Annotated in this window: 23 protein-coding genes and 1 tRNA gene; 11 read left to right on the plus strand and 13 right to left on the minus strand. The window is 59.5% G+C overall.

Annotation, left to right across the window (positions count from 1 at the left end):
• Positions 1-3 precede the first annotated feature (3 nt).
• From G6K99_RS03010 to G6K99_RS03020, 3 genes are all read left to right on the plus strand, one after another.
• Positions 4-3,459, plus strand: a complete 3,456-nt coding sequence (locus G6K99_RS03010; RefSeq protein ID WP_174195665.1) for a DEAD/DEAH box helicase family protein — start codon at positions 4-6, stop codon at positions 3,457-3,459.
• 8 nt (positions 3,460-3,467) lie between these two features.
• Positions 3,468-4,592 carry a hypothetical protein gene (locus G6K99_RS03015; RefSeq protein WP_174195666.1) on the plus strand — a complete coding sequence of 375 codons (1,125 nt, stop codon included), beginning with the start codon at positions 3,468-3,470 and terminating at the stop codon, positions 4,590-4,592.
• Between the two features lie 221 nt (positions 4,593-4,813).
• Positions 4,814-5,281, plus strand: coding sequence for a hypothetical protein (locus G6K99_RS03020; RefSeq protein WP_174195667.1), 468 nt, complete (start codon positions 4,814-4,816; stop codon positions 5,279-5,281).
• Between the two features lie 316 nt (positions 5,282-5,597).
• On the opposite strand, the gene G6K99_RS03025 is transcribed toward G6K99_RS03020, so the two are convergent.
• Positions 5,598-6,476, minus strand: a complete 879-nt coding sequence (locus G6K99_RS03025) for a metallophosphoesterase (protein ID WP_174195668.1) — start codon at positions 6,474-6,476, stop codon at positions 5,598-5,600.
• 24 nt (positions 6,477-6,500) lie between these two features.
• On the opposite strand from G6K99_RS03025, the gene G6K99_RS03030 reads away from it, so the two are divergent.
• Positions 6,501-7,061, plus strand: a complete 561-nt coding sequence (locus G6K99_RS03030; RefSeq protein WP_174195669.1) for a hypothetical protein — start codon at positions 6,501-6,503, stop codon at positions 7,059-7,061.
• A 171-nt stretch (positions 7,062-7,232) separates the two neighbouring features.
• On the opposite strand, the gene G6K99_RS03035 is transcribed toward G6K99_RS03030, so the two are convergent.
• The 6 genes from G6K99_RS03035 to G6K99_RS03060 form a co-directional block, all read right to left on the minus strand.
• A complete protein-coding gene (locus G6K99_RS03035; protein ID WP_174195670.1) occupies positions 7,233-7,532 on the minus strand; it encodes a hypothetical protein in 300 nt (99 codons plus the stop codon).
• Positions 7,533-7,765: 233 nt separating this feature from the next.
• Entirely contained in the window at positions 7,766-8,515 is a 750-nt protein-coding gene (locus tag G6K99_RS03040) for a recombinase family protein (protein WP_174195671.1), read from the minus strand.
• Between the two features lie 273 nt (positions 8,516-8,788).
• Positions 8,789-9,640, minus strand: coding sequence for a DUF3102 domain-containing protein (locus G6K99_RS03045; protein ID WP_174195672.1), 852 nt, complete (start codon positions 9,638-9,640; stop codon positions 8,789-8,791).
• Between the two features lie 84 nt (positions 9,641-9,724).
• A complete protein-coding gene (locus tag G6K99_RS03050; protein ID WP_174195673.1) occupies positions 9,725-10,225 on the minus strand; it encodes a hypothetical protein in 501 nt (166 codons plus the stop codon).
• A 968-nt stretch (positions 10,226-11,193) separates the two neighbouring features.
• Positions 11,194-11,340 (minus strand): hypothetical protein, encoded by a 147-nt coding sequence (locus G6K99_RS03055; protein ID WP_174195674.1) that lies wholly within the window; start codon positions 11,338-11,340, stop codon positions 11,194-11,196.
• Positions 11,341-11,964: 624 nt separating this feature from the next.
• Positions 11,965-12,038: transfer RNA gene (locus G6K99_RS03060), tRNA-Gln, on the minus strand.
• Between the two features lie 223 nt (positions 12,039-12,261).
• Here G6K99_RS03060 and G6K99_RS03065 point away from each other — a divergent pair.
• Entirely contained in the window at positions 12,262-13,962 is a 1,701-nt protein-coding gene (locus G6K99_RS03065; protein WP_174195675.1) for an exopolyphosphatase, read from the plus strand.
• Positions 13,959-14,762 (plus strand): RlmE family RNA methyltransferase, encoded by an 804-nt coding sequence (locus tag G6K99_RS03070; protein ID WP_174195676.1) that lies wholly within the window; start codon positions 13,959-13,961, stop codon positions 14,760-14,762. Before G6K99_RS03065 ends, G6K99_RS03070 begins: the two co-directional genes overlap by 4 nt.
• Before the next feature lie 2 nt (positions 14,763-14,764).
• Here G6K99_RS03070 and G6K99_RS03075 read toward each other — a convergent pair whose 3' ends face one another.
• Positions 14,765-16,186, minus strand: a complete 1,422-nt coding sequence (locus tag G6K99_RS03075; protein WP_174195677.1) for an MFS transporter — start codon at positions 16,184-16,186, stop codon at positions 14,765-14,767.
• Positions 16,187-16,397: 211 nt separating this feature from the next.
• On the opposite strand from G6K99_RS03075, the gene G6K99_RS03080 reads away from it, so the two are divergent.
• The 4 genes from G6K99_RS03080 (at position 16,398) to G6K99_RS03095 (ending at position 20,095) form a co-directional block, all read left to right on the plus strand.
• Positions 16,398-17,414 carry an MBL fold metallo-hydrolase gene (locus G6K99_RS03080; protein ID WP_371816115.1) on the plus strand — a complete coding sequence of 339 codons (1,017 nt, stop codon included), beginning with the start codon at positions 16,398-16,400 and terminating at the stop codon, positions 17,412-17,414.
• A 187-nt stretch (positions 17,415-17,601) separates the two neighbouring features.
• The gene (guaB, locus tag G6K99_RS03085) at positions 17,602-19,086 is read left to right on the plus strand and encodes an IMP dehydrogenase (RefSeq protein WP_062453742.1); all 1,485 of its coding nucleotides are present in this window, start codon (positions 17,602-17,604) and stop codon (positions 19,084-19,086) included.
• Positions 19,087-19,219: 133 nt separating this feature from the next.
• Positions 19,220-19,591 carry a hypothetical protein gene (locus tag G6K99_RS03090; RefSeq protein ID WP_062453741.1) on the plus strand — a complete coding sequence of 124 codons (372 nt, stop codon included), beginning with the start codon at positions 19,220-19,222 and terminating at the stop codon, positions 19,589-19,591.
• Between the two features lie 84 nt (positions 19,592-19,675).
• Entirely contained in the window at positions 19,676-20,095 is a 420-nt protein-coding gene (locus G6K99_RS03095; protein ID WP_062453740.1) for an MAPEG family protein, read from the plus strand.
• Between the two features lie 24 nt (positions 20,096-20,119).
• On the opposite strand, the gene G6K99_RS03100 is transcribed toward G6K99_RS03095, so the two are convergent.
• Complete coding sequence (locus tag G6K99_RS03100; protein ID WP_062580164.1) at positions 20,120-21,067, minus strand: LysR substrate-binding domain-containing protein; 948 nt, start codon at positions 21,065-21,067, stop codon at positions 20,120-20,122.
• A gap of 212 nt (positions 21,068-21,279) precedes the next feature.
• On the opposite strand from G6K99_RS03100, the gene G6K99_RS03105 reads away from it, so the two are divergent.
• Entirely contained in the window at positions 21,280-21,567 is a 288-nt protein-coding gene (locus G6K99_RS03105) for a DUF1127 domain-containing protein (RefSeq protein WP_174195678.1), read from the plus strand.
• Between the two features lie 98 nt (positions 21,568-21,665).
• Here G6K99_RS03105 and G6K99_RS03110 read toward each other — a convergent pair whose 3' ends face one another.
• From G6K99_RS03110 to G6K99_RS03125, 4 genes are all read right to left on the minus strand, one after another.
• Positions 21,666-22,457 (minus strand): DUF937 domain-containing protein, encoded by a 792-nt coding sequence (locus tag G6K99_RS03110; RefSeq protein WP_174195679.1) that lies wholly within the window; start codon positions 22,455-22,457, stop codon positions 21,666-21,668.
• An 89-nt stretch (positions 22,458-22,546) separates the two neighbouring features.
• A complete protein-coding gene (locus tag G6K99_RS03115) occupies positions 22,547-23,920 on the minus strand; it encodes a glutamate--cysteine ligase (protein ID WP_174195680.1) in 1,374 nt (457 codons plus the stop codon).
• Between the two features lie 152 nt (positions 23,921-24,072).
• A complete protein-coding gene (locus tag G6K99_RS03120) occupies positions 24,073-24,810 on the minus strand; it encodes a 16S rRNA (uracil(1498)-N(3))-methyltransferase (protein ID WP_174195681.1) in 738 nt (245 codons plus the stop codon).
• A 17-nt stretch (positions 24,811-24,827) separates the two neighbouring features.
• Positions 24,828-26,336, minus strand: coding sequence for an inorganic phosphate transporter (locus tag G6K99_RS03125; protein ID WP_174195682.1), 1,509 nt, complete (start codon positions 26,334-26,336; stop codon positions 24,828-24,830).
• Positions 26,337-26,349: the final 13 nt, after the last annotated feature.

Raw genomic sequence — 26,349 nt, forward strand, 5'->3', positions numbered from 1 at the left:
TCCATGTCCAACTTCGCCTTCCTCACCCCCGAATTTCCGGATATCTTCGACAGCGCGAGGCAGGCCGAATCTTATGCTGCGGGCGATCCGCGCGCCTCTGCTTTCTATGCCCGGCGCACGGTGGAGCTGGCGGTGCAATGGGCTTACAAGCACGATGCCAGCCTGCACTTTCCCTATGACGACAAGATTTCCGCGCTGATCCACGAGCCGAGTTTTGTCGTGCGCGCTGGGCAGGCTGTCTTCATCAAGGCCAAGCTGATCATCCGTATCGGCAACCAGGCAGTGCATGAAGGCCGGCAGACGCAGGCGAAGGATGCCAGCGATGCGGTGCGCGAGCTGTTCCACCTATGTTTCTGGCTGGCACGCACCTATGGCCGCAACCCGCCCGCCGACAGCCTAAGTTTCGACCCCGCCTTTCTCACCCGCAAGACAGACGTGGTGAAGAAGGCCTTTGTCGAGTTGACCCGAATGAAAGCGGAGACCGAAGCGCGCGACAAGGCGTTTGCCGACCTTCTGCGCGACAAGGCCGAGCGCGATGCGGAACTGCAGGCCCTGCGCGACGAGATTGCCCGCGTGCGCAGGCAAAACGAGGCGCGGCCGGACGCCCATGACTATTCGGAAGCTCAGACTCGCGATCTCTATATCGACCTGCTTTTGAAGGAAGCCGGCTGGCCGCTGAGCGAGGCGCGCGACCGGGAATTTCCCATTGCCGGCATGCCCAATCAGAAGGGCGAGGGTTTTGCCGATTACGTGCTGTGGGGCGACGACGGCAAGCCACTGGCGGTGATCGAGGCCAAGCGCACCAAGCGTGATGCCACGGCCGGCCAGCAGCAGGCCAAGCTCTATGCCGACGGGCTGGAGCGGCAATTCGGCCAGCGCCCGGTGATCTTTTACACCAATGGTTATGACCACTGGCTGTGGGACGATTTGGCCTATCCGCCACGAAACGTCTCCGGCTTCTACAAGAAGGACGAGTTGCAGCTGCTGATCCAGCGGCGGCAAAGCCGACGCGTGATCGCGAGCACTCCGATCAACACAAAGATCGCCGGCCGCTATTACCAGACCCGCGCCATCGCCCGCGTCGCGGAGAATTTCGAGACGCTGAAGGCGCGCAAGGCACTGCTGGTGATGGCGACCGGCTCCGGAAAGACGCGCACGGTGATTGCTCTGGTGGACCAGCTGATGCGGGCCGGCTGGGTTAAGCGCGTGCTGTTTCTCGCCGACCGCGTGGCGCTGGTGAACCAGGCGGTGCGCGCCTTCAAAGCACATCTGCCGGACGCCTCACCGGTAAATCTGGTGACGGAGAAGACGGCGGAGGGCCGGGTTTTTCTCTCCACCTATCCGACCATGATGAACCTGATTGACGAGCGCCATGGCGGCCAGGTGGGCAGCCAGACGGGGGGAAAGCTGACGGGCAGCGCCCGCTTCGGCCCAGGCCATTTCGACCTTGTCATCATCGACGAGGCGCACCGCTCGGTCTATCAGCGCTATGGCGCAATCTTTGATTATTTCGACAGCCTGCTGGTGGGACTGACCGCGACACCCAAGGACGAGATCGACCACAATACCTATGGCCTGTTCGACCTGGAAGACGGCGTGCCGACCGATGCCTATTCGCTCGACAAGGCGGTGGAGGACGAATATCTGGTGCCGCCGCTTTCGGTGTCGGTCCCCCTCAAATTCGTCCGCGAGGGCATCCGCTACGATGACCTCTCCGAGACGGAGAGAGAGCAGTGGGACATGCTGGAATGGGACGAGGAGGATGGCGACCCGCCTGACAGCGTCAACGCCGAAGCGGTCAACAAATGGCTGTTCAACGCCGACACCGTCGACAAGGTTCTGGCCCATGTGATGACGGAGGGCGTGAAGGTGGCGGGCGGCGACCGGCTGGGCAAGACCATCATCTTCGCCAAGAACCAGGCCCATGCGGAGTTCATCGAGCTGCGTTTCAACAAGGCCTATCCGCATCTGGCCGGGCATTTTGCCAGGGTCATCACCTTCAAGACCGAATACGCCCAGAGCCTGATCGATGATTTTTCGAAGAAGGACGCAGGCCCTCATATCGCCATCTCCGTCGACATGCTCGACACCGGCATCGACGTGCCCGAGGTGGTCAATCTCGTGCTGTTCAAGCTGATCCGCTCCAAGACGAAATTCTGGCAGATCATCGGCCGCGGCACGCGTCTCTGCCACGACCTGTTCGGCCCCGGCGAGGACAAGGAGTTCTTCCGCGTCTTCGACTATTGCCAGAACCTCGAATTCTTCAAGCAGAACCCGAAGCCCGATGAGGGCCGCAATGCCCGCTCGCTCAGCGAACGCCTGTTTGCCGCCCGCTTTGACCTGGTGCGGGGGCTAGACGAAAAACACGCGCTGGAGCGGCCACCGGGTGTCGCCGAAGAGGGCGTCGCCTACGATGCCGGACCGGACGCGGCACCGACCGAGCCAAAAATCAGGGCCGGAGCACTCGATTTCCTGAAGACCTATGTCGGCACCATGAACCTCGACAACTTCATCGTGCGCGCCCGGCGCAAGCTGGTGGAAAAATACCAGGCGCCGGAGGCCTGGAACAACCTGTCCGACACCATGCGCGACGAACTGCTGGACGAGGTGGCGCCGCTGCCCAACCAGATGAAGAGCGAGCCGGAGGAGGCCAAGCGCTTCGATCTGCTGATGTTCAACCTTGAGCTGGCGCTGCTGAAGGGATCAAAAAGCTTCGACCGGCTGAAGAAGCAGCTGATCGAGATCGCCGCGGCGCTGGACGAGCAGACTGCCATCCCGCCGGTCGCTGCACAGCACGCGCTGATCCTCGACATTCTCTCCGACCTATGGTGGGAGGGCATCACCGTGCCGCTGCTGGAGCTGGTGCGTCTGCGATTGCGCGGTCTTGTTCATCACATCGAAAAGGGCCGCAAGGCGATCATTTACACCAACTTCATCGACGAGCTCGGCCTAGGCATAGAGCACAACCTGCCGGAAGTGGGCGCCGTGGACTTTGCCCGCTTCAAGAAGAAGGCCCGGCATTTTCTGCGTGAACACGAGGACCATATCGCCATCGCCAAGCTGCGCCACGGCAAGCCGCTGACGGAAACCGACATCGAGGAACTCCGGCAGATGCTGCTATTGGCCGGCATTGGTGAGCCGGCTCATATCGAAAAAGCAACCGAACTCGCCCACGGATTCGGCCCCTTCATCCGCTCGCTGGTCGGGCTCGACCGCGCCGCCGTCGCCGAAGCCTTCAGCAGCTTCCTCTCGGATGCCAGCGTGACCGCCGACCAGGTCGAATTCCTCGACATGGTGATCGAGCACCTGACCGAGAAGGGCGTGATGGACCCAGGCCTGCTCTATGAAAGCCCCTTCATCGACATGGCACCGGAAGGGCCGCAGCAGGTGTTCGACTTCGAGAAGACGAAAAAGCTGGTCGAGGTGATCAGGGTATTGAACGAGAGCGCGGCGGGGTAATCAGGAGAATGTCACAATCATATCTTTTTCACATCGGCAGTGATGGTTCCCTCAGCGAAATGAAGCCTCAAGCTTACGACAATGAAGATCATATCCAGCGGTTACTTGCAGAGTATCCGGCGATTCTTGGCGGCCAATACCGTGATCAGCAGTCACGCCGCTGGGCTTTGATTCAACGCGAAGTTCCCGTTCCAGATGGAGCGATTTCAGAGCGGCGCTGGTCGCTGGATCATCTCTATGTAGACCAGGACTCCATTCCGACGCTTGTCGAAGTCAAGCGCAGTCGCGATACCCGAAGCCGGCGTGAAGTGATCGGGCAGATGTTTGATTATGCGGCCAACGGCCCAGCCTATTGGTCGATAGGCGAGCTGCGCGATGCCTTTGCTTCCACCCATTCTAGTCTCAGTAGAGACCCTGCAGAGGCACTGCAGACATTGCTGGGCGAAGACATCGACGCGGAGCGGTTTTGGTTGCAAGTGGAAGATAATCTTCGGGCAGGTCGCATCCGTATGATCTTCCTGGTTGACGAGATGCCGCCCGAGTTGCTGCGGATCGTGGAATTCTTAGCAAAACAACTGCGGACCGCTGAAGTTTATGCGGTGGAAGTTCGCCAGCATGTCGGGGCGAGCGGTCAGGTCCTCGCAACCAGCATTCTTGGACAGTCGCAAAACGATGAGCAAAAGGTCTCTGTTGGCCGCAGTCTAGTCACGCCGTCGATTGACGAGTGGTTCACAGACTATCGAGAACGCCATGGAGAGGCTGCAAATGTAATTGCACGCAATATCTATGACTGGGCGGATGGTTTGGCATTACATCCATTTGTTACGACGGCGCAGACCCCGTCACTTGGATGGTGGCTGCCAGAGGACGGCACGCGGCGTTACCCGCTCTTTTTAACCGGCAATGCGAAAATTTCCATCTCGCTGTCCTACCTTGCAAGCTCCCCGCTTTTCGCACAGGAGCGCGATCGGCAAGAGCTGGTCGATGGATTTCGGTCCACGGGAGTTTCCTTCATGTTGAGTTCGCTAAACGGTGACATCCGCATTCCGATCACCGCGCTCCAAGAAGATATGACAAGGGTGGCCTATTTGGCCCAGGTGCAAAAGCTTGTTGAACGCTTTCGCACTGCCTAGCGATCAGCACTGGCTCATGCTTGGGTTTTCGAATTCGGATATGGAGTTGCAGCGCACGTAGGGGAGCCGAAGTAACGGTCACCCTCTGCATCGACGCTACGACTGACGAAGACGTTCGATGAACGCGTCGTGAGCGTAGTTCGGGACAACGCTGAGCCGGCAGCATTTGATTACTAGCTATCGCACGAACAGTGCAATTCATCAACTTTGTGGAGCTTTAGATGATCATGCAGTCCGTCGCACTTCTCGCCCCCGTTCCAGAAGAGCACTTGATAAGCGGGCTCGTGACACAAGAGAAGACCGGCAAAGTCGCATTCGGCTCAAGGGCCTTCCAAGTATTCAGAGATCTCGATGATCTCCGCGATAACCAGCCGGTGGATGTCTATATCTATGCGTCGGCAAGTGCCAAGTTCGGGCTGCCAAAGGTGAGGTGGATCGCGCAATACAACGTCCATGTAGAGGCACAGGGTGGTGGACATCCAGACGGGCGTCGTTTTAGGCCTGAGTCCACTTTCAAATACGGAACTGACAACCAGGGATTCTGGGCGGTATTCTGGGAGGTCTCAGAACTGCGAGAGCTCTCCAAGCAAGAAGCAATCGCAATTGATAAGTTTCGCGGATTCCGGTCACGCAAATCGTTCGTTTCAGGATTTATTCCGGAAGGGCCTCTGCTGATCGAACGCATATAGGTTTGCGAAGAGAGCACTGTATTCCAACGTCGTGCCAGGGATGTAGCTGCGGGCAGGACCGCCAGATCACTCTCAACTGGCACCTCATTTTCGCGCCAAATCCGGCGCTGTAGTATCGCTCGACAAGAACGAGCATATGCTGGGGTGGGAGAAGGTGGAGCCGTCAAGCTAGTGCACAGTGTGTGCTATTTGGTTCGAGGACGGTCACTGGCTGGCACGGCGGTCGCAAACGTCGCCTTCGCAGCTCTTCACGGATCCAAGGCTCCCGCCTTGCCTACGGCGAACGGACGCGACTGTTGGGCCGATGGCAATGACTTCAAAGCTTAATAAGGTTGCGGTCCGTTAACGCGCTCTCACCTTGCCACAGATAAACACACGGCGTTGCCGGATAGTCGATCGAAGATGCGCGAGGAGAGTCGATCGCGGGAAGTCCAGCCATCTTGTAGTGTCCCACAAGCACGGGTGGCGCATCCATGGGATACATATCCTGCTCGAGTTCGCGAGGCAGATCGCCCGCCGGTAGCTCATCAACAAATGGGACCGACAAAGCTGCTTTACGCCAAGTCAGGGAGTTAGAGCGCCACCAAGCGAGGCGGACATGATTTCGTCGATGGTGACGACTATCGGCGAAATCGTATCCTGGCGGGAGGGCAGCTTCAGGTCCGCTCAGAATCTTTTCCACTGCTTGTCCAAAAGGTGATGACTTCTGAGCTACCTCTTGCAGATCTTCGCGCCGAAGTTTGCCATCCGGTCGGCGAGCCGCGATAATCGAGATAGCGGGGTCACTCCAACAAGCATGAACGAGCCGCACGGCCTTTAAGTCTATCCAGAGAGGAAGGGTCAGAAACCATTCAGTCCATTCCAGCGCTTCGGGGGTGCACGCGCCGAATTGATCTAGAAAGGTCCTATGCTGATTACAGTTCTTGTTCGAATGGGCTCGAAGAGGATTCCCGTCGTTTCCGAGTGTGTGGAACAGGATCGCATTAAGCTCATGATTCCCCAAAACGCTGATCGCTCGTCCACTGCTTATCAAAAGACGAGCTTGCTTAAGGACAGCTAGGTCGTCCGACTTGCCTGCAGGGTTCCCGTCAATGAAATCACCAAGAAAGGCCACTTGGTCAAATTGGGCTGACGCATTCAGGCTTCGGTTCAAACGATCGACATCGGCGTGGATATCTGGAATGATTTTCAGCATTGTCTATCCAAGGGAATGGTAAGCGTGGAATCTGTATCTGAGCAGTCGATTGGCGTATTCATTGCTATCCTAACGATTCTGATCACAGGAGCGCAGTTTTTTCTTTCTTGGCTGTCCGGCCGACGACAACGCGACGCGGAACTAACGACATGGGCGCACCAGGTTATTGAATCATTGGCAGAAATTGAGACCGCATGCTTCCCGATCTCTTCCGGCACCGTTTACTCGCCGAAAGAGTGCGAAATCCTGAGTTACAAAGCGAGCGCGCTAGTCGATAAGGGTAGGCTGTTTTTTCCCAATGTAGTCGACAGAAAGAGTGGTAGGGAAGACGAAGGAACTCGGGTCAAGGTTTTGGATCAGGTCCTGAAAGCTTGTTACGCAGCGCGCTATTTAGCAGCCGAGAAACCTATCGATCGGCAGAAGCTACGAGCGCATATTTGGGCTGCCCGTAAAAGTTTTACGATCCTTGTCCAAGCAGAAATGGGCAAATCAATGCGGAAGTCACCTCGCGACCAGGCTGGCGAACATATCCCTACCGATCCCGGTAGCTGGGGCGAAGCTCGAAGGCAGCTGAAGCTGCCCTGAACTGCGCTTAACTAGGGCCTTACCTGAGGAGGGATGGTAGTGACCGATTGGACCTGGTGCAGCTACCGTTGACTTGAGATTTCCCCTCAGCGGTTCCTGTGCTCAACCGCAGAAGATCGCGACTGACCTCGCCTTCCCAGCGCGCCGGCCGGTATTGCGCATCCTCTGGACCTACGGGGGTGTAGTAGCGATAAGGATCAACCATCTCTCTAAGGAGGTATACGCGGCGGAGGGATTGTATTTGATAACCATGTCGTCGACTTCAATTTCATTGACGAACCGATGTAGCTGCCCGGCAGCCATGGCGATCGACTGCGGCTTCGCCAGCCAGGCCGCGGTGAGAAAATCCGAAATTGCCGTTCGCGTGTTGACGCCGGAGAGATCGCCGACATCATTTAACCGATAGCGACAGCTGATTTCTCCTAAAACGCCTCGGAGGCCGGCGCATTGCGCTCGGTGGGCATCACCCATGTGCAGGATCCAGATGCCAGATGGCGTTGGCTGGCGTATAGAAGCTCATACGCCGCGTCGGCTCTGTTCAACGTTGAACTCCCGGGCCTGGACCTGCCGGGCGCCAGCGAGTCGCTCCGTCGGGATGTGGCGGTCGTATGAGTGGTGAACGCCACGTCCGACTTCATGGACAGAAGTCCAGAGGTATCCCGGAAGAGAAAGGGCGAAGCTGCCTCTGCAACTGGGCAATCGGCTCAGAATCGGCCGAAGTTAGGGTTGCGCCGGTAATCCGTCGTCGTCGACGTCCGCAGGACCTCCAGAGCTGCCTTGTGGGGCTTACGGAGCGCCGCTGCACTCCAAGGCTTGCCACGGCTGGTCTTTACGCCTAGCCCGTTCAGTGCATCCACCAAGGCCGGCACGGAGAGATCCTGCCAGCTATGCTGCAGGATGTTCGAAGCAATCTCATTGACCTTTTCCTCAGCCCGGCGCTTGTTTGACTCCGCCCCGAGCTTCTGAGCCTGGGGAAGATTGGTCCTGTTCCCGAGCTGAACGCCCTCGGCCTTTTTCCTGTCAAGGACGAGCTTTGTCCGCTCAGAGATCTGATTGCCTTCATACTCGGCCCGTGCAGCGCGGCTGACAAGCACCAAAGGATCGCTGGTGCGCTCGTCGGAAACGGATACGATCGCAACCTTCCGTTCGCGCAATATGTGTTCCACGGTCTTGGTATGCCGAGACAGCCGATTGAGACTGTCTACGAGGAGATCGACGTTGTTCTTTTGTGCGAATTCCAATGCCTTGTTCAGGCCCTCCCGGCGCGCGAGGTTCTTGTCGCCTCGACCGCTTGCCACATCCTGGAACCATTCGATGATCTCGACGCCAGACGCATCAGCATAGGCGCGGATAGACGCACGTTGAGCTTCAAGTCCGATGCCTACTTCTCCCTGCTGATTGGTTGATACGCGAATGTATGCGATTGCCTGCCTAGACATGCGATAGGTAACCATGTGCTATACTCGTGATGTGTGTTGGAAGTGACCAAGACTATACGACCCCTTTTAGAAGTGGTCAGATCTTGGAGTGTGTGAGCAACTCTAAATGGGAGCTCGGATTGCCGGCGTTTGTCGCAGTCTCTTCCGCGGATGCATGCGGCCAATCCCTAGGATCGCTGCCGTTCCCCGACCCGGCATCGCGCTACAGGATGCAAGGGTCGGCTTGGCGAGGACGTTACTCGCGGACCAACCATCAGCGGGTAACGGTATGCGCTGGGGCTCGGTTACTCACGTTTCGGAGAGAGCCGCCCTCAACGCTGCGAACTCGGTGTTCAGGATCGCGTCGCGTATAACGTTGAAGTGGATGCCTAGGTGCTTCTTCAAGTGCTCAGCAATGCTTTTAGCGCGTTGCTCATGCCGGGCATCGACAAGCAGCTGAGCATCTGCTGCCACATTATGGTCCTCGTTCGCTATCTCCTCGACCATCAATGCTTGAGCGTCTGGAGCTTGAGCTTGCACATCATCAGGCTTAGAGGCTTCGTGAAGGATCGAGGCATTATTGGGCGGCGCGACTTCGTCCGAGTTACGCTTCCGGCGAGCTTCGGCCTTGGTCGCGGCGATCTCTTTCTCGATCCGCTTGGGGTCGGGTTTCTCGCCCCGCTTAACCTCATCAATCACCGACTGCCTGAGCTCATCCGGCGTGCTCTTTGCCGCAAGCCTATATACCGTTGATTGAGGCAAAGCATCTATGACCTGGGGCGTGGCGCCGAAAGCGGTGGCCAAGGCCATGTAGTTTTGTGCGGTCCGCTCCTTCCACCCAAAATGGAACTCCAGCCACTTGCCGAACTTGCCGTGACCTAGCTCCTTCTTGACATTGAGGAGTTCCTTGCCCGTTTCAAGGCTGTGCACCTTAAGGCGATTCCGGATACGCTTGGCGGTCGCTTCTGCCTCCTTCGCAACCGCGTCTGAAACCCCGGAATAGTCGAAGGCGTAAACCTCAGCAGACTTACGCTTTACCTTCGGCAGCGCTACGACATTGTCGACCGACGGAGGCTGTTGTTCTTCGGTGGGGGCGGCGGGCGACGTAGTGAGATTGAGTTCTGTCAACTCAACGCCATTGAGTCGGGAATAATAGGTCATCGAATAGCTCCTTTGATAACTGGTCACCACAAAACCGCAACCAATGCGGTTCTGGCGTGTCGCTCACGTGGTTGAGACGGGGAACTAGCCCGCCGCCCTGGTCGAAGGGAGGGTCCGTCTGACGCGCTTGTTGAGGTTGTGACGCATCTTTTTCAGAAGCTCCAATTCATCCAATGCGGCGTTTGAGTTCGGACCGGTAAGACCGGACTTTTTGACCTCCTCGATCCGAGCCTCGATCTCGCTCCGCTTGAAATCGGAGATGTCGTGCGCCAGCGTTTCGACCACGTCCTCCAGCAGGCTGAGGACCAGCTCGGCTTTGCCAAGGGAATTGAAAGCTGCGGCCTGGTCGTCTTCACCGATCTCAGATGGATCCAGTGGCTCGATCCCATCGTCCTGGCCAAAATCCCACCATCTGCTGCCGAGAATAAGGAAGTGGGTTCCGAATCCGGTGCGTTTGTTCTCCCGGCAAAACTCGGAAAACGCCTCCTTAAACACCGAGGCATTCAGCGCTCGCTCCAGCGCCAAGTGCCTTGCTCGTTCCCGTTTCCGTGCCTCTCGCTTGTATTCGGCCCAACTTTTTCGCATGTCCGTCTCCTTTCGTTGGACGGACAATGTCAAAGTGCGTTGGACATCTCAAGTCCAATTGCATGTCCAACGGATAGGAGCGTTTGTGCTTAAGTTTAAGGCGATAAGCGAACGGCTTCGGGTAGTGAGGTGAGAGGGGGTATAGCTTAGGGCCACTATTCGAGCGTCAGCGGAGTTTTCAACTAGAAAAACTTAGGCGGCCGATCCTTTGAGATCGCTACCGTCCCAATCTCTGTTCCAGGCCAAGTCCTTGATTCATAACAGGACTGGCGATTTTTTATCTTAGTTGGAGCTGCCTGGGATGGCAAAACAAGGTAACTCAGCGCATATAAAAGAAGCTCGCCGGTCGACAGCGAGCAAGCCTTTCTTTAAACAACCGCTTTCGGCCCCTTCGTCGGCCGCTCGCCAAATCGGCGGTTCTGAAATATTGTGACGAGATTGCGTATTGTGGATGCACAGCTTCGATGCCAGGCACCCTCCTCGGCCCACGCCTCCCCGGTCGCGCCTCTCGCCCTCCATTTATCGGCGATGCTTTCCTGCGAAGCCGCACACTTCTCCCACGATGCCGCTACGCCGGATAGTAGTTCGCCAACCGCTTCCTTGGAGGCAAAATACATCACATCCTCCATTACCTTTAGCAGAGCGTCGGCTCCCTCTTGCTGATGGGCGCTGGGGCCCCGCTCTACCAATCGCGCATATTCAATGAATCTTGCTGCGACCATCCATGCTTCACCCTTAGTCATTCCAAATACAATGAGTGACATGTCATTGTTATCGGCGTCCTTGGAACGCTTTCGAGTAGAGCCGTTGATAGTGATACTTGGCAGTTCTTTGTCGCCTGACACAACACCGTCGCGGCGAACCTTGGGCGCTCCCACCGCGGCGTTACCGCGCAAAGTCTTGTATTGTTTTGACTCCCCGGTTCCAGCACTTGAACCTGAGCCATATCCTGACCAAAGAAAGCGCACTCACTTGCCTTTCTGATAAATCAAAACATAGGCCAATACCGCAACATCAAGGAGTGCTAGCCCAATCGCTATCTCCATCTGGCCAAGCACTGCGAGGAGAACGACCGCTCCTGTGAGAGTGATGTTTGCGGTCCACTTCTTACTCATTGAAATAGATTCCTTTCAAAATGTCGGGTGTGCTTACTTCGGAAGCATTAATGGACCGTTGGCACACTGCAGTTTTTGAGCAGTATGCCGGGCCACCTTCATCCCTCTATTTGAGCCCCGGCGGCACACTGAGCGCCTGGCTGAAGGCCTTGGGGAGCAACTTCGTAGCGATTTCCACACGTTAAATGGGTTCTGCCCGCCTAGTGCTGTTGCGGAATGGATCGCCTTGGGAAAGAGCAAGCGCGCGCCAACATACTCGCCACTAACGACTTCCAGGAGTCCGAATGTAAGGTAGTGCGACATTTCGAGCCTGGGAGAGGGCCTACGTTGCGAACCTTCGTCCGGAGACGAGAGATGTGTGAGGGAGCGATGCGATCGGTGTTGGTCGCGGAGAGGCATCGAAACGGATCAATGCGCGTTGCTGTCAGGTAATCACAGTCGGAGATGATGGTGAGGGTGGTTCCAGACAGAATCCGCAAAAGCTCACAGGAGCCATAAAGACGACCCATGTTGTTTTGCCACAGTCGATCTCAGCAATGATCCGGGAACATGATGCGGAAAACTGTTCCGGTTGCCTCTAGGGTCATCCTGTTAAGTGATTGAATAATAACGGAAATAAAGAATTGGCTGGGGAACCTGGATTCGAACCAAGATTAACGGAGTCAGAGTCCGTCGTTCTACCGTTGAACTATTCCCCAGCAGGAAAAGCCTTGTGGCTCATCGGTGTGCGGCGCTTATAACCAAACACTTGGCGCTTGCAAATACCCTTTGTGAAAAAAATCGACATCATTTTTGGTCCTGCTTGCCGCGCCCTAAAAAGCCGTTGGCGAATGCGCCTGAGGCTGTTATCTTCAGGTCAACGAAACGATCAGACGCCAGCTGCATGCTTCAAAGTGTTGCGCGGCGAGATGGACTTATAAAGTGATGAACCCCGATAGCGGCGGAAAGCCGCCGGAAGGCGGGGCGTCGGCGGAACTGCGCAGGGATGTCAAGAACTCCCGGCGCCGCAAGGCGAAGCGAAACGGCAAAGACCGTGACGCGGCGTCGATGGCGCACGCAAGCCCGGCTGAAAAGGCCGGCCAGGCCGGACGCTCGCACGGCATGAAACCGGATGGTGGCACGTCCGACGGAGGGCGGCCAGAGCCGGGCTCACCGCATCCGCGCAAGCGCAAGCGCCGTCGCTCCCGTTCGCGCTCCGCGGTCACGGAGAACTCCGCACATGCGCCGAATCCATCTGCGGAGAGTGGCGATCGACCGATTGGTGCTGATGCGTCGGCGGGCGAAGGCTTGCGCGGTGACGCGAAGCCGGTCGGAAAGCAGCCGCGCCAGCAGGGCCCGCAGCAGGATCGCAATCAGAGCCGCAAGAAGAAGCGTGCCGGTCGGGGCCCGCAGGGTCGGCCGCTGACGCAGGCCAAGCAGGGACCGCTGGTCACCGCCAAGACGGTTTCGGCCGCAGGCCATGCCGGTTATGCGGCGCTCGGGCATGAAAGCCATGGTTCTCCCGGCGCCGACAAGTTCGCAGGCTTCCGCGACGAACTCTATGCAGCCCTTGATCTCGGCACCAACAATTGCCGTCTCCTGATCGCCCAGCCGACGCGGCCGGGCCAGTTCCGGGTCATCGACGCGTTTTCGCGCATTGTCCGTCTGGGCGAGGGGCTGGCTGCAAGCGGTCGCCTGTCGACGGAAGCGATGGATCGCGCCGTCGATGCCTTGCGCGTGTGCGCGTCGAAACTTGCGCACCGGCCGATCCGCCGCATGCGGCTGATTGCCACCGAAGCCTGCCGCGCTGCCGAAAACGGCGAGGCATTTCTGGCGCGGGTCACTGAGGAAACCGGCCTCGAGCTCGAAATCATCGATCGCGAAACCGAGGCGCGGCTTGCCGTGTCCGGCTGCTCGTCGCTGGTCGGTCGCGAGGCCCGCTCCGTCGTGCTGTTTGATATCGGCGGCGGTTCGTCTGAAATCGCGGTCATCCGCATCGGCGACAGCCGCTCGTCGCGGCTCGCCAACCACATTACCCACTGGACCTCGCTGCCGGTCGGCGTCGTGACGCTGTCGGAACGCCATGGCGGCCGTGATGTCACGCCGGCCGTCTTTGCCGGCATGGTCGATGAGGTCGAGGGCATGCTGTCGAAGTTCGATTGCCCGCCGATCGGTTCCCCGCACCAGCAGGGTGCCGAGGACTTTCATCTGATCGGCACATCCGGCACGGTCACCACGCTTGCCGGCGTCCATCTCGATCTGCCACGCTACGATCGCCGCAAGGTCGATGGTCTCTGGCTGTCGGATTCCGAGGTTTCCGCCATGCAGGCAAAGCTCCTCTCATGGGATTTCGCCGGCCGTGCCGCCAATGCCTGCATCGGTCCTGACAGGGCCGATCTGGTTCTTGCCGGCTGCGCCATCCTCGAAGCGATCCGCCGCCGCTGGCCGAGCCAGCGCATGCGGGTTGCCGATCGCGGGCTGCGCGAAGGTCTTTTGACGGATATGATGGCTGATGACGGTGTCTGGCGCCGCGGCAGGGGACGAAGGTTCGGCCAGGGGTCAGGCAACGGTTCAGGCCAGGGCCACCATCAGACGAATAATTCAGGCCACGGGCAGACGCAGGAAACGGGACGCAAGCAATGACGAAACCATCCGTTGGCGGCAACCGCACCGGTCGCAAGCTTGGCCAGAAGGTCAAGAAGGGCAAGCTGAAGGCGTCTTCACGCCGCTGGCTGGAGCGTCATATCAACGATCCCTATGTGCAGCGCGCCAAGCTCGAGGGTTATCGCGCCCGCGCGGCCTTTAAGCTCTTGGAGATCGACGAGAAGCACCAGTTGCTGAAAGGCGCGCGCCGCATCATCGATCTGGGGGCAGCGCCTGGCAGCTGGTCGCAGATCGCCGCCAAGGTCACCGAATCCAGCGATGACGATATGCGCGTCGCGGCGATCGATTTTCTTGAAATGGCGCCGCTTGCCGGCGTCAAGATCCTGCAGCTCGACTTCCTCGACGACGATGCTCCGCGCCAGCTGATGGAAGCGATCGGCGGCACGCCGGATGTCGTCCTATCCGATATGGCGGCACCGACCACCGGCCACCACCGTACAGACCATCTGCGCACCATGCATCTGTGTGAAGTCGCCGCGCATTTTGCCGTCTCGGTTCTGGGCGAGGGCGGCCATTTCCTGGCGAAAACCTTCCAGGGCGGCACCGAGAAGGACCTTCTCGACATGCTCAAGAAGAATTTCAAGCAGGTGATCCATATCAAGCCCGGCTCGTCGCGCCAGGAATCGGTGGAAATGTTCCTGCTTGCAAAACACTTCAAAGGCCAGGCCCACAGGCTCGCCAACGAAGCGGGCGGCGAACATTCCGGCGATGATGCAGCGGACGAAGCGCAGGATGATCCGCGGGAACAGGCGGGCGACGAGGGCTTCGGCCGGGACTGAGTTTACTCGCCGGCTCCCGGTGTCGGCTCTACCTGTCCGACGCGCACTCCGCGCCGGTGTCCCGATACGTCGGCACCGGTCATCGGGTCGAGCTTGAGGATTGGGATCACCGCAAACACCGAAACAGCGGCGACGATAAAGAACGCGAGATGGAAATCCGCGAGCGCCAGCTGGCTGCCGGAAAATGTGGAAGACATCTCCAGAGTGAAGGCTGCAAACGCGACGCCGAGTGCCAGGCTCACCTGTTGCAGGAATGAGGCCATGGACGTCGCCTGGCTCGCCTGCTGGTCCGTAATCTCCGAATAGCCGAGAGCATTGGCACCTGTGAAAAACAGGGAGCGGAATAACCCTGCCGCGAGCAGCGCGCCGATGATCACGATATGGGGTGTGTCCGGCGTGAAGAACCCGTTGACCGCCGTTGATGCTGCACCAAGGATGCCGGCAAAGATCAGCGCGGTTCGAAAGCCTGTCATCGCAAACACCCGCCTTGCAAGGAACTTGACCGTCAGCGCACCGATCGCGCCGGCGAAGGTGATGAGGCCGGACTGAAACGGATTGAGGCCGAAACCCAGCTGCAGCATCAGCGGCATCAGGAAGGGGATCGCCCCGGTCGCGATGCGAAACATCGTGCCGCCGGTGGTGGAGGCACGGAAAGCCCGGTCGTTGAAGATCGTGAGGTTCAGCACCGGAAACGGATGCCGCTTGGCATGGAAATAATAGAGAATGCAGGCGGCAAAGCCGGCAAACGTGGCCGTGATGCCGACGACCGGCGGCAGCGCCGGCAGGCCGATCACCGACAGGCCAAAGACGACGCCGGAGGCCGCGACCGAGGTCAGCAGAAAGCCGAACCAGTCCATTCGAGGTGTCTCCACCGGCGGCACGTGCGGCAGGTAGATGCCGGTCAGGATCACGCCGGCGATGCCGATCGGCACGTTGATGATGAAGATCCAGTGCCAGGAAAAATAGGTGGTGATGAAACCGCCGATCGGCGGCCCGGTCAAAGGCCCGACCAGCGCCGGGATCGTCAGAAGCGCCATGGCGGAAACAAGTTCGCTTCGCTTCGTCGTCCGCAGCAGCACGAGACGGCCGACCGGCGTCATCATTGCACCGCCCATGCCCTGCAGAAAGCGCGACATCACGAACTGCAGCAGTGACTCGGAGATTGCGCAGAGGATCGAGCCCACAATGAAGACGCAGATTGCCAGGCGAAAGATCTTCTTTGCCCCGAATTTGTCGGACATCCAGCCGCTCAGCGGAATGAACATGGCAAGCGCTACCATGTAGGATGTCAGCGCCAGTTTCAGCGTGATCGGGCTGACCCCGAGATCGGCGGCGATGGTGGGAAGTGCGGTGGCGATGACGGTCGAATCCATCTGCTCCATGAACAGAGCGACGGCCAGAATAAGCGGAATGATGCGGTTCATGGGGAGGGCCTGCGATACGCGACGCACTTCAACGTCCCCGCTCTAGACCTGTTCCGGCATGAAGCCAATTGCACAATGTCAATTTCCGGGAGACCATGTCACGTCTGCGTGAGGCTTGTTTCCCTTTGCCTGTCGCCTGTTATCTATTCGTGTGCGGGGCTTGGGCATTTTCAGTGCACCCCCGAAAGCTTTCAAACGGAGGGATGAGATCATGACGTTCAAGGACGAACCAAAGGGCATGGAACGCCGCACGCTGCTGGGAAGTGCCGGACTGGCCGTCCTCGCGGCGCCGGCTATATGGAGTGGCCAGGCGCTGATGAGCAGCAAAGCGCTGGCACAGGAGAAGAAATTGGCAATCGATCGCGTAACCCCTCCCGACATTCACAAATTCAAGCTCGGTAGCTTCGATGTTCTCGTGGTGAAGGATGGCTCCCGCGCTTCCGGCACTCCGAACGAGACGTTTGGAACCAACCAGTCGGCCGAGACCGTCAGCGCGCTTCTGGCAGACAACTTTCTGCCGACCGATCAGTTCGTCAACGGCTTTTCCCCGACGCTCATTGATACCGGCAGCGACGTCATCCTGTTCGATACGGGCTTCGGCCAGTCAGGTCATGCCATGGGTGCCGGCCGTCTGGTCGAAGGCATGGCGTCTGCTGGCTATATGCCGGGCGATGTCACGAAAGTGGTCCTGACCCATCTCCACGGCGACCATATCGGCGGCCTGATGGAAGACGGCAAGCCGGCTTTCCCCAAGGCGACCTATATCACCGGCCAGACCGAGTATGATTTCTGGGTCGACGGCGCCCGCGCCGGAACGCCCGCTGAAGGCAATCAGAAGTCCGTGCTCGCCAATGTAAAGCCTCTGGCGGACAAGATGACCTTTATCGGCGAAGGCGGTGAAGTCGCACCCGGCATCACCGGCATGCTCGCAGCCGGCCACACGCCCGGCATGATGATCTTCAACGTGGAATCGCAGGGCAAGCGCCTGATCCTCACGGCCGATACCGCCAACCACTTCGTCCTGTCGCTGCAGCGCCCGGACTGGGAGGTCAAGTTCGACATGGACAAGGCAAAGGCGGCCGCAACCCGCAAGCGCGTGTTCGACATGATCGCCACCGACAAGGTCGCCTTCCTCGGCTACCACATGCCGTTCCCCGCCGTCGGCTACGCCGAAAAGCAGGAAACCGGCTACCGCTTCGTGCCGAAGAGCTACCAGTTCGATATCTGACGAATATTGACGCGGGAAATTCACAGCTATGCAAACCCGGAGGGCCTGCCTCCGGGTTTTAAATGTTCCCTTCCTGTCATTATCGTGTTACCAGCCCTCGCCAACTTCCAAGCAATTGTTGCCGGAACGTCGGGACGTATTCACGGTCCTGAGCGGTCCCGCATTTTTAAGATCGAAGGAATTGGCAATGGCTCGTATTATAGAAACGCCGACCGGTCTCGACGCCCTCACATTCGATGACGTCCTGCTGCAGCCGGGGCATTCCGAAGTCCTGCCGGGCCAGACCAGCGTCGCCACGCGCATTGCCACTGATTTCGAGCTGAACATTCCGATCATCTCGTCGGCCATGGACACCGTCACCGAAAGCCGTCTCGCCATCGCGATGGCGCAGGCCGGTGGTCTTGGCGTCATCCACAAGAACCTGACGCCGGTCGAGCAGGCCGAACAGGTCCGCCAGGTGAAGAAGTTCGAAAGCGGCATGGTCGTCAACCCGGTCACGATCGGCCCCGATGCGACGCTTGCCGATGCGCTGGCCCTGATGAAGACCTTCCACATCTCCGGCATTCCGGTCGTCGAAGCCTCGGGCCGTCTGGTCGGCATCCTGACCAACCGCGACGTGCGCTTCGCCTCGGATCCGGCCCAGAAGATCCACGAGCTGATGACCCATCAGGGCCTCATCACCGTCAAGGAAAACGTCGATCAGCAGGAGGCCAAGCGCCTGCTGCATACCAACCGCATCGAAAAGCTGCTGGTTATCGATGGCGAAGGCCGCTGCGTTGGTCTGATCACCGTCAAGGATATCGAAAAGTCGCAGCTCAACCCGCATGCCTCCAAGGACATGCAGGGCCGCCTGCGCGCCGCTGCCGCGATCGGCGTCGGTGACGATGGTTTCGAGCGTGCCGAACGGCTGATCGAAGCCGGCGTCGATCTTCTGGTCGTCGATACCGCGCATGGCCATTCGGCCCGCGTTCTCGAAGCCGTTACCCGCGTCAAGAAGCTGTCCAACCATGTCCGCGTCATGGCCGGCAACGTTGCCACCGCAAGCGGCACCAAGGCGCTGATCGATGCGGGCGCAGACGCCGTCAAGGTCGGTATCGGCCCGGGCTCGATCTGCACCACGCGTATCGTCGCCGGCGTCGGCGTTCCCCAGCTCGCCGCCATCATGTCGGCGGTCGAAGCAGCGCAGGCGCAGGACATCCCGGTCATTGCCGATGGCGGCATCAAGTTCTCCGGCGACGTCGCCAAGGCGATCGCATCCGGCGCGTCGGCCGTGATGATCGGCTCGCTGCTCGCCGGCACCGATGAAAGCCCGGGCGAAGTCTATCTCTACCAGGGCCGCTCGTTCAAAGCCTATCGCGGCATGGGTTCCGTCGGTGCCATGGCCCGCGGTTCCGCCGATCGATACTTCCAGGCTGAAGTGCGCGACACGCTGAAGCTGGTGCCGGAAGGCATCGAAGGCCAGGTGCCCTACAAGGGTCCGGTGTCCGGCGTCATCCATCAGCTCGCAGGCGGCCTGAAAGCTGCCATGGGCTATGTGGGCGGCAAGGACATCAAGGACTTCCAGGAAAAGGCGACCTTCGTTCGCATCTCCGGTGCTGGCCTGCGCGAAAGCCATCCGCATGACGTGACGATCACCCGCGAAAGCCCGAACTATCCGGGCTCCGGCGCCTGAACGTAGCGACGTCCAAAACAACAGGGCCGGGCAAAGTAGCCCGGCCCTTTTTATTTTGTGCCCCCAGTATCCGCCAGCACAAATTTTGATATCTTCTCGTCGTCGATAGAGATCGACTTAAGGGGAGACTTTCGTGAAGAGAACAGTTCTTGCTGCGGTGCTTCTGGGCGCCGCTTTCATTGCGCCTGCCCAGGCGCAGACCGTCAAGGCCGGCGCGTACACGGTTGAGGGCACCAATCTCGACGGATCCGCCTATGACGGCACCGCCACCATCAAGCTGACCAGCGAGACGACCTGTGCCATCGTCTGGAAGACGGGTTCGGGCAAGAAGGCTACGTCGAACGGCATCTGCATGCTCTATGAGAACGCTTTTGCCGCAGGTTACGTGCTGGATGGCGAAGTCGGCCTCGTCGTCTACGAGGTACGCGATGATGGCGTGCTGGAAGGTGCCTGGACGATTTCCGGCCAGGACGGATCCGGCACCGAAACCCTGACGCCGCGGTAGTCCAAGTCTGTGTAAGGAGGGCCGTCGGCCCGTTGTCGGCGGCCTTTCCTTCGTCTATGCATTCTTATGACGACAGGAGGATCAATGCTTTCCACCAATGCAACGCTCTGGCCGATGATCGCGCATGTCGCGCTCGTCTTCTGTCTCTACTGGATGCTGTCGAAGAAACGCGTTGCCGCCGTAAGGTCCGGCCGCGTCGAGGTAGCGCAGTTTCGCGAGAACCTGCAGGAACCGGCGGAAAGCCTGCTGGTCCACAACAACATCAAGAACCAGTTTGAACTGCCGGTGCTGTTTCACGTCGTCTGCCTGGTGCTTTATGCATCGACCGCAGACAACTGGGGCACGGTGGCGCTCTCCTGGCTCTTCGTCGCCTCCCGCTATGCCCATGCCTATGTGCATGTGACCAGCAATCGCCTGCGCTATCGCCGGCCGCTGTTTATGCTGGGCTTTTTCACGCTGGGCGCGCTCTGGGTCTGGCAGGCCGTGTGGCTTGCCCTCAACTGAGGGCAGGCGACGTTCTTGTCTGCATTACCAGCCGGGCATCACCGAACCGCGCGACCGCACCATGCGCGGAAACGCCTTGGTGTCGGCATCGAGATCGTCAGGCACCACGGCCGGCGAGATATTGTCGAGGCAGGCGGTGATATGGTCGGTGATGGCGTTCATCAGCGACGGTGAGACCCCCGGCCGCTTCATCAGGCCGATCTGCACGGGTGGCAGCGGCGGAAAACCGTCGGCAGCCGTCAGAACCTTCATGCCGGGCCGCAGCGCCGATTCCGGCAGCACGGAAACAGCCATGCCGGCAAGCACGGCCGCCGCAACGACGGTCGACGACCAGCTCGTAAACAGGACCTGATATTCGCGGCCTGACGCATCCAGCGCCGAACAGGAAAGCTGGCGCCAGAGGCAGTCACGCCGACCGACCGCAAGCGGCACCGGCGCGTCGTCCTTCAGCGTGTGGTTGGCCGAACCCACCCAGCACAGAGGCTCGGTGCGAACGACATCTGATATCCGCTGCCGTGGGTTGTGCGTCACGAGCGCGATATCCAGCTCTCCGCGCGCCATCTTCTCGGCAAGGCTGACCGAGGGTTCGCAGACGATGTAGAGCTCCACATTGGGATGCGTCTTCGCAAACCGTCCGATGATTTCGGGCATGTAGCGGTCGGCATAGTCGTCCGGCGTGCCGATCCGGATCGAGCCTTCCAGGCGGTTGTCGTCGAAAGCGGCAATCGCCTCGTTGTTAAGCCTGATGATCCGCCTTGCGTAATTCATCAGCTTCTCGCCCTCGGCCGTCACCCGGTTGCCGCGCCCGTCCTTGGCAAACAGCTGCTTGCCGATCCGTTCTTCCAGCCGGCGCATCTGCATGGACACCGCCGACTGGGTCTTGAACACCCGATCGGCCGCCTTGGTGAAACTGCCGGTGTCGATGATGGCGATGAACGTGTGTAGCTGATCGATGTCGAGCGGTGCGGACATGCAGGCCTCCAGATGAACGTCATTCATAAGAGCGATTGATGCATATCATTAGAAACATTCGTTGGACTGATCAATAGATTTTCCCGCATAAACACGATGCAAAATCAGAACCAGCGAAGGCCTCCTCCCGGATGCCTTCACAAAAGGCAACCTTTCCGCAAAGCCGTTGTGGAAGGGGTGAGCCTCTCCGTGCCTTACGAAAGGATGATCCGATGAGCACGACCAACTACGGAACCGAACTGAAGCTTTACCCTGCAGCAGCGAAGACCCGCTTTGCAGCGCAGATCATGCTTCGAACGAAATCCGTATGGCGCGCTCTTCGAAATCGCTTCGAGGCCAATTCCCTTCACGACCTCGACGATTACCAGCTCGAAGATATCGGCATTACCCGCCACGATGTGGTGAAGGCGCTCGATCGTTCGGGCATTCTGGATGACCCGTCACGGCTTCTGACGCGTTCCGCCCGCGAGCATGCGCGTACACGCTTCAAGCGGCTCTAGCGAGCCTCAAGTTTCCCCGCAGGGCGATTGCCAATAGCCCTGCCTTTGCCCGGCCGGTTTATCCGCGCCGGGCTTTTTCGTTCAAGTGACTTTTTCGTTCAGGGCTTGGCCGCTTTTCCAGTGCCGAAGTAACCGTCGAACATCGTCTCCAGGCTCTTCTGGTAGCCTTTGTTCGCCTCGACTCCGCTGTCGAACATCCGGTTGACGAGATCCGCATAGGTTTGGGCAGCGCCCGGAGCGGTGGCGGAAGGCTGCGGCTGCTCTGGCTTTTCCAGGCCCCACATCGCCCGCATCGCCTGTGCAAAGGGATTGTCCAAGGGATTGCTCGTCGCGTCCGGATTCGGTGCCGCCTTGTCAAAACCCATCGCGGTCATCCACTGCTTCTGCATCGTCTCCAGCGCCGGGCCGAACGTATCGCCGCCGGCCGGAAACTGGGTCGCGAAAGGCGCCCCCATCTGCCCTGTAAACTGTTTGAAGAAGCCGCCCATCAGCGTATTGGCCATGCCAGGCATCATCTTCTCGATGATGTCCTGGCCGATGCCGGTAAACTTCTCCACCTGCGCGGCGATCGCGCGGGAAACTTCCTTGGAGCCGAACAGTTTCTCCAGCACGGCATTGCCGTCCGCCTTACCCTGAGGTGTAAAAGCCTTGCCCATGTCCTCGAAATATTTGCCATAGGCGCCGGAAAACACGGTGCTCATCAGGTCAGAAAGGTCGTAAGGGTTGGCAGCCTTGCGCTTGAAACCGGAGGAAAAGGCAGGCATCAGCGCCGCCATCGCTTCCGAGACCTGCTCCTGGGCAAGACCGAACTGCTTGGCGAAGGCCTCCATGGATGCGCCGCCGCCCTGGCCGCCTCCGGCCTTCAACATCATGTCGAACAATGGCAGCATGGGCATCCCTTCCGGCACGGGTGATTGCCCCATTATAGCCGGAAAGGCAGAGCCTCAAAGCGGATTATCGCGCCACTCGGATGCGGGTTTCAGTAAGCGTAGTCCTTGAACGCCGGCTCGACCGAGCCTTCCCAGCGCCCGTTGAACAGCGCCAGCATTTCGTCGGCAAGCGTTGCCTTCTTCACCAGAATTTCTTCCAGCGGACGGAGGAAAATAGTCTCGTCGTCGCCCTCGGCATTCTTGCGCGCGCGGGCCTTGAGGCCGGCCTTGGAGATCAGCACGCTCTCGCGGGCGATATCGAGAACCGACACGCCACGGATCTCTGCAGAAAGACCCTTCGACGGCACAGTATCGCGCATCTGGACGACGTCTTCGAAGGTCCAGTCCTTCGTCAGTTCCTGCGCATCCGCAAGCGCCGTCTCGTCATAGAGAAGACCCACCCAGAAGGCGGGAAGCGCCGAGATGCGATCGAGCGGACCGCCATCGGCACCGCGCATTTCCAGGAACCGCTTCAGCCGCACGTCCGGGAACAGTGTGGAAAGATGGTTGATCCAGTCGCCCATCGTCGGCTGCCAGTCGTCGACCGAGCCCTTCAGCCCGCCGTCCATGAACTGCCGGAAGGTGATATTGGTACAGTCGTGATACTTGCCGTTGCGCACGATGAAATACATCGGCACGTCGAGCGCCCAATCTGCGTAATCGGCATAGCCGAAATCGGAGTTGAACACGAAGGGCAGCACGCCGGCGCGGCTGTTGTCGGTGTCGCGCCAGATGTCGCCGCGCCAGGAGGATAGTCCGTTCGGCTTTCCCTCGGTAAACGGCGATGCCGCAAACAGCGCGGTCGCGATCGACTGCAGCTTCATCGACACCCGCATCTTCGCGGCCATGTCTTCCTCGGACGAGAAGTCGAGGTTCACCTGGATCGTGCAGGTGCGGTACATCATGTCGAGACCCTTGCTGCCGACCTTCGGCATGAAGCGGGTCATGATGTCGTAACGGGATTTCGGCATGCGCGGCGTTTCTTCGCGCGTCCATTTGGGGCTGCCGCCGATGCCGAGAAAGCCGATGCCCATCGGCTCGGCAATTTCCTTGACGAGCGCGATATGCTGCTCGGCCTCGGCCGCCACTTCATGCAGTGTTTCAAGGGGCGCCCCCGAAAGCTCGAACTGGCCGCCGGGCTCGATCGAGATCGCACCCATGCCGGATTGTTCGCCAAGCCCGATGATGTTCCCGCCATCGGTGATCGGCTCCCAGCCCAGCCGTTCCTGCATGCCATTCAGCAGCGCGGAAATGCTGGCTTCACCGGCATAGGGCACGGGCGAATGATCGGCTTTGAAGAAGACGAACTTTTCGTGCTCGGTCCCGATCCGGAATTTTTCCTTCGGTCGCGGTCCCTCGGCCATGTAGCTGGAAAGCTCGGCCACCGAAGAAAGCGGGGTCTGGTCGGTGGTGTCGCGGGCCATGAAAACTACCTTGTTCGGAGTGCCGTATTTAGAGAGCGAACGTCCGGCTGATTGGACCGGAATGATGTGCGGTGCAAGTGAATTTCTTTCAACGCTGGTTTAGAAAAACAGGCAGCTGTGTGTCAAATCTGTCGCGCCGGTTGGGAGCATGTTCAACGCCAGTCGCCGATCGAAGCCTGGACCACGGCAAGTGCTGCAACCGCTGCGGTATCGGCCCTCAGGATACGCGGTCCGAGCGGAATGGCACTGACGAATGGCAGCGAACGCAGACGTGCCCGTTCTTCTTCGGAAAACCCGCCTTCCGGGCCAACCAGCAGCGCCAGCTTGGTCTCCTCGATCTTTGCGAGGATCGTCAGCGGGTTCTGTCCCTCATCGCCCTCGTCGCAGAAAATGATGCGCCGGTCGGACGGCCAGTGGTCGAGGACATCGCCGAGTTTCTTCGGCGAAAGGACCTGCGGGACTGACAATATGCCGCACTGTTCGGCAGCTTCGATCACGTTCGCCTGCAGTCGTTCCATGCTGGTGATCTTCCCCTGCACGTGCTGCGTCATGACAGGCTGAAGCGTGCCGGCGCCCATTTCGACCGCCTTCTGCACCAGATAGTCCAGCCGTCCCACCTTCAGCGGCGCAAACAGGTAATGCAGGTCTGGTGCCGGCGGTTGCGGGCGCACCTGCTGGATCGGCTCAAGCGCGATCTTCTTGCGGCTCGGAAAGATGAGTTTCGCCAGCCATTCGCCGTCGCGCCCATTGAACGCCAGGATCTCGGCACCCTCAGTCAGGCGCAGCACATTGGCGAGATAGTTGAAATGCTCCGCTCCCACCTCCTGGTGCTCTGCCTTGGCAAGAGGGGCGTCGATGAACAGGCGCTGTATCCGGAAATTGGCACGCATGGGAAAACTTTCGAAACTCAGACGAACAGCGCGAAGATAACCGTCGCGACCAGCGCTGCAAGCGCAGCCGATGCCGGCAGCGTAATCATCCAGGCGGCGATGATCGACAGGAAATGCGAGCGGCGCACCAGAAAACGGCGTTTCACCTCGTTCTCGTCGTGCTCGTGCTCCTGACCGACATCCGGATCCTTGCCGGCCCTGACCCGCATATACTCGTAACGGCGGCGTGAATGGCGCGTGTACCATTCGCGGAAAAACCCGACGCCGAACACGGCGCCAACAGCAATATGCGTGGAAGATACCGGCAGACCGACCCAGGACGCGACGATCACCGTCAGCGCCGTCGAAGACGAGACGCAATAGGCGCGCATCGGATTGAGCTTGGTGATTTCGGCACCCACCAGCCGCACCAGTTTCGGTCCGTACAGCAAAAGTCCGAGCGAGATACCAAGCCCGCCGATCACCAGCTCCCACAGCGGTATGCCGACAGGTGCGGACACGCCGCCGCGTTGCGCTGCCGCGACGATCGCTGCCAGCGGACCAATCGCGTTCGACACGTCATTCGCCCCATGTGCAAACGACATCAGCGCCGCGGCAAACACCAGCGGAATGCGAAACAGCTTGCGCAGCGACTGGTTGCGGTTCTCCAGTCCGCGCGACTGTCTGGCGATGACAGGGATGACCAGTCGCCAGACGGCAAGACCCGTGATCAGCGTGATGGCGGTCGCGGTCAGTTTTGACACCGTTATCAACTGCCCAAGACCGACAAGCGAGAGGTAGCCCGCAAAAGCGCCCGCCATCAGGCCGATCAGGATCGGCACCCAGATCCGGGCAGAAGCGATCTTGTCCTCGCGGTAGATGATCGTTTCCTTGATCAGGAACAGCAGGCCGGCGGCAATCGCGGCACCAAGGAGCGGCGACAGGACCCAGCTTGCGGTAATACCGCCGACGGTCGCCCAGTTGATTGCCGAAAAACCGGCCGCCGCGATGCCTGCACCCATCACGCTGCCGACGATCGAATGGGTGGTAGAGATCGGCGCACCGAGCCATGTCGCGACGTTGATCAGCACGGCTGCGGAAAGCAGTGCCGCCATCATCGCCCAGATCATCACGTTCGGATCGGTGATTACGCCGGCACGCATGATGTTGTTGGCGATCGTACCGGCAACGCTGCCGCCGGCAATCACCGCGCCGGCGATTTCGAACACTGCCGCCAGCGCCAGGCCGAACGCCATCGTCATCGCGCGCGCGCCGACCGCCGCGCCGATATTGTTGGTAACGTCGTTGGCGCCGATATTCATCGCCATGTAGGCCGCAAGCGCGGAGGCCGCGATCACCACCACAGCACCCGGATGTCCGGTCACATAGGAAGCGGCAAAGATTGCCACCAGCACGATGAACAACAGCGCTGCACCGGGTGCTGCAAGCCCGCGCGACGTCTGCCGCGCGGCATCTTCCACCGAGGAGAGCTTTTCAAGATCCTTGTCGAGCGTCGGCTTGGCCAGACGCGGCCGCGTTTGGCCCATCATTTATTCCAGT

This window comes from Neorhizobium sp. AL 9.2.2, assembly GCF_013317225.1.
Lineage (GTDB): Bacteria > Pseudomonadota > Alphaproteobacteria > Rhizobiales > Rhizobiaceae > Neorhizobium > Neorhizobium soli.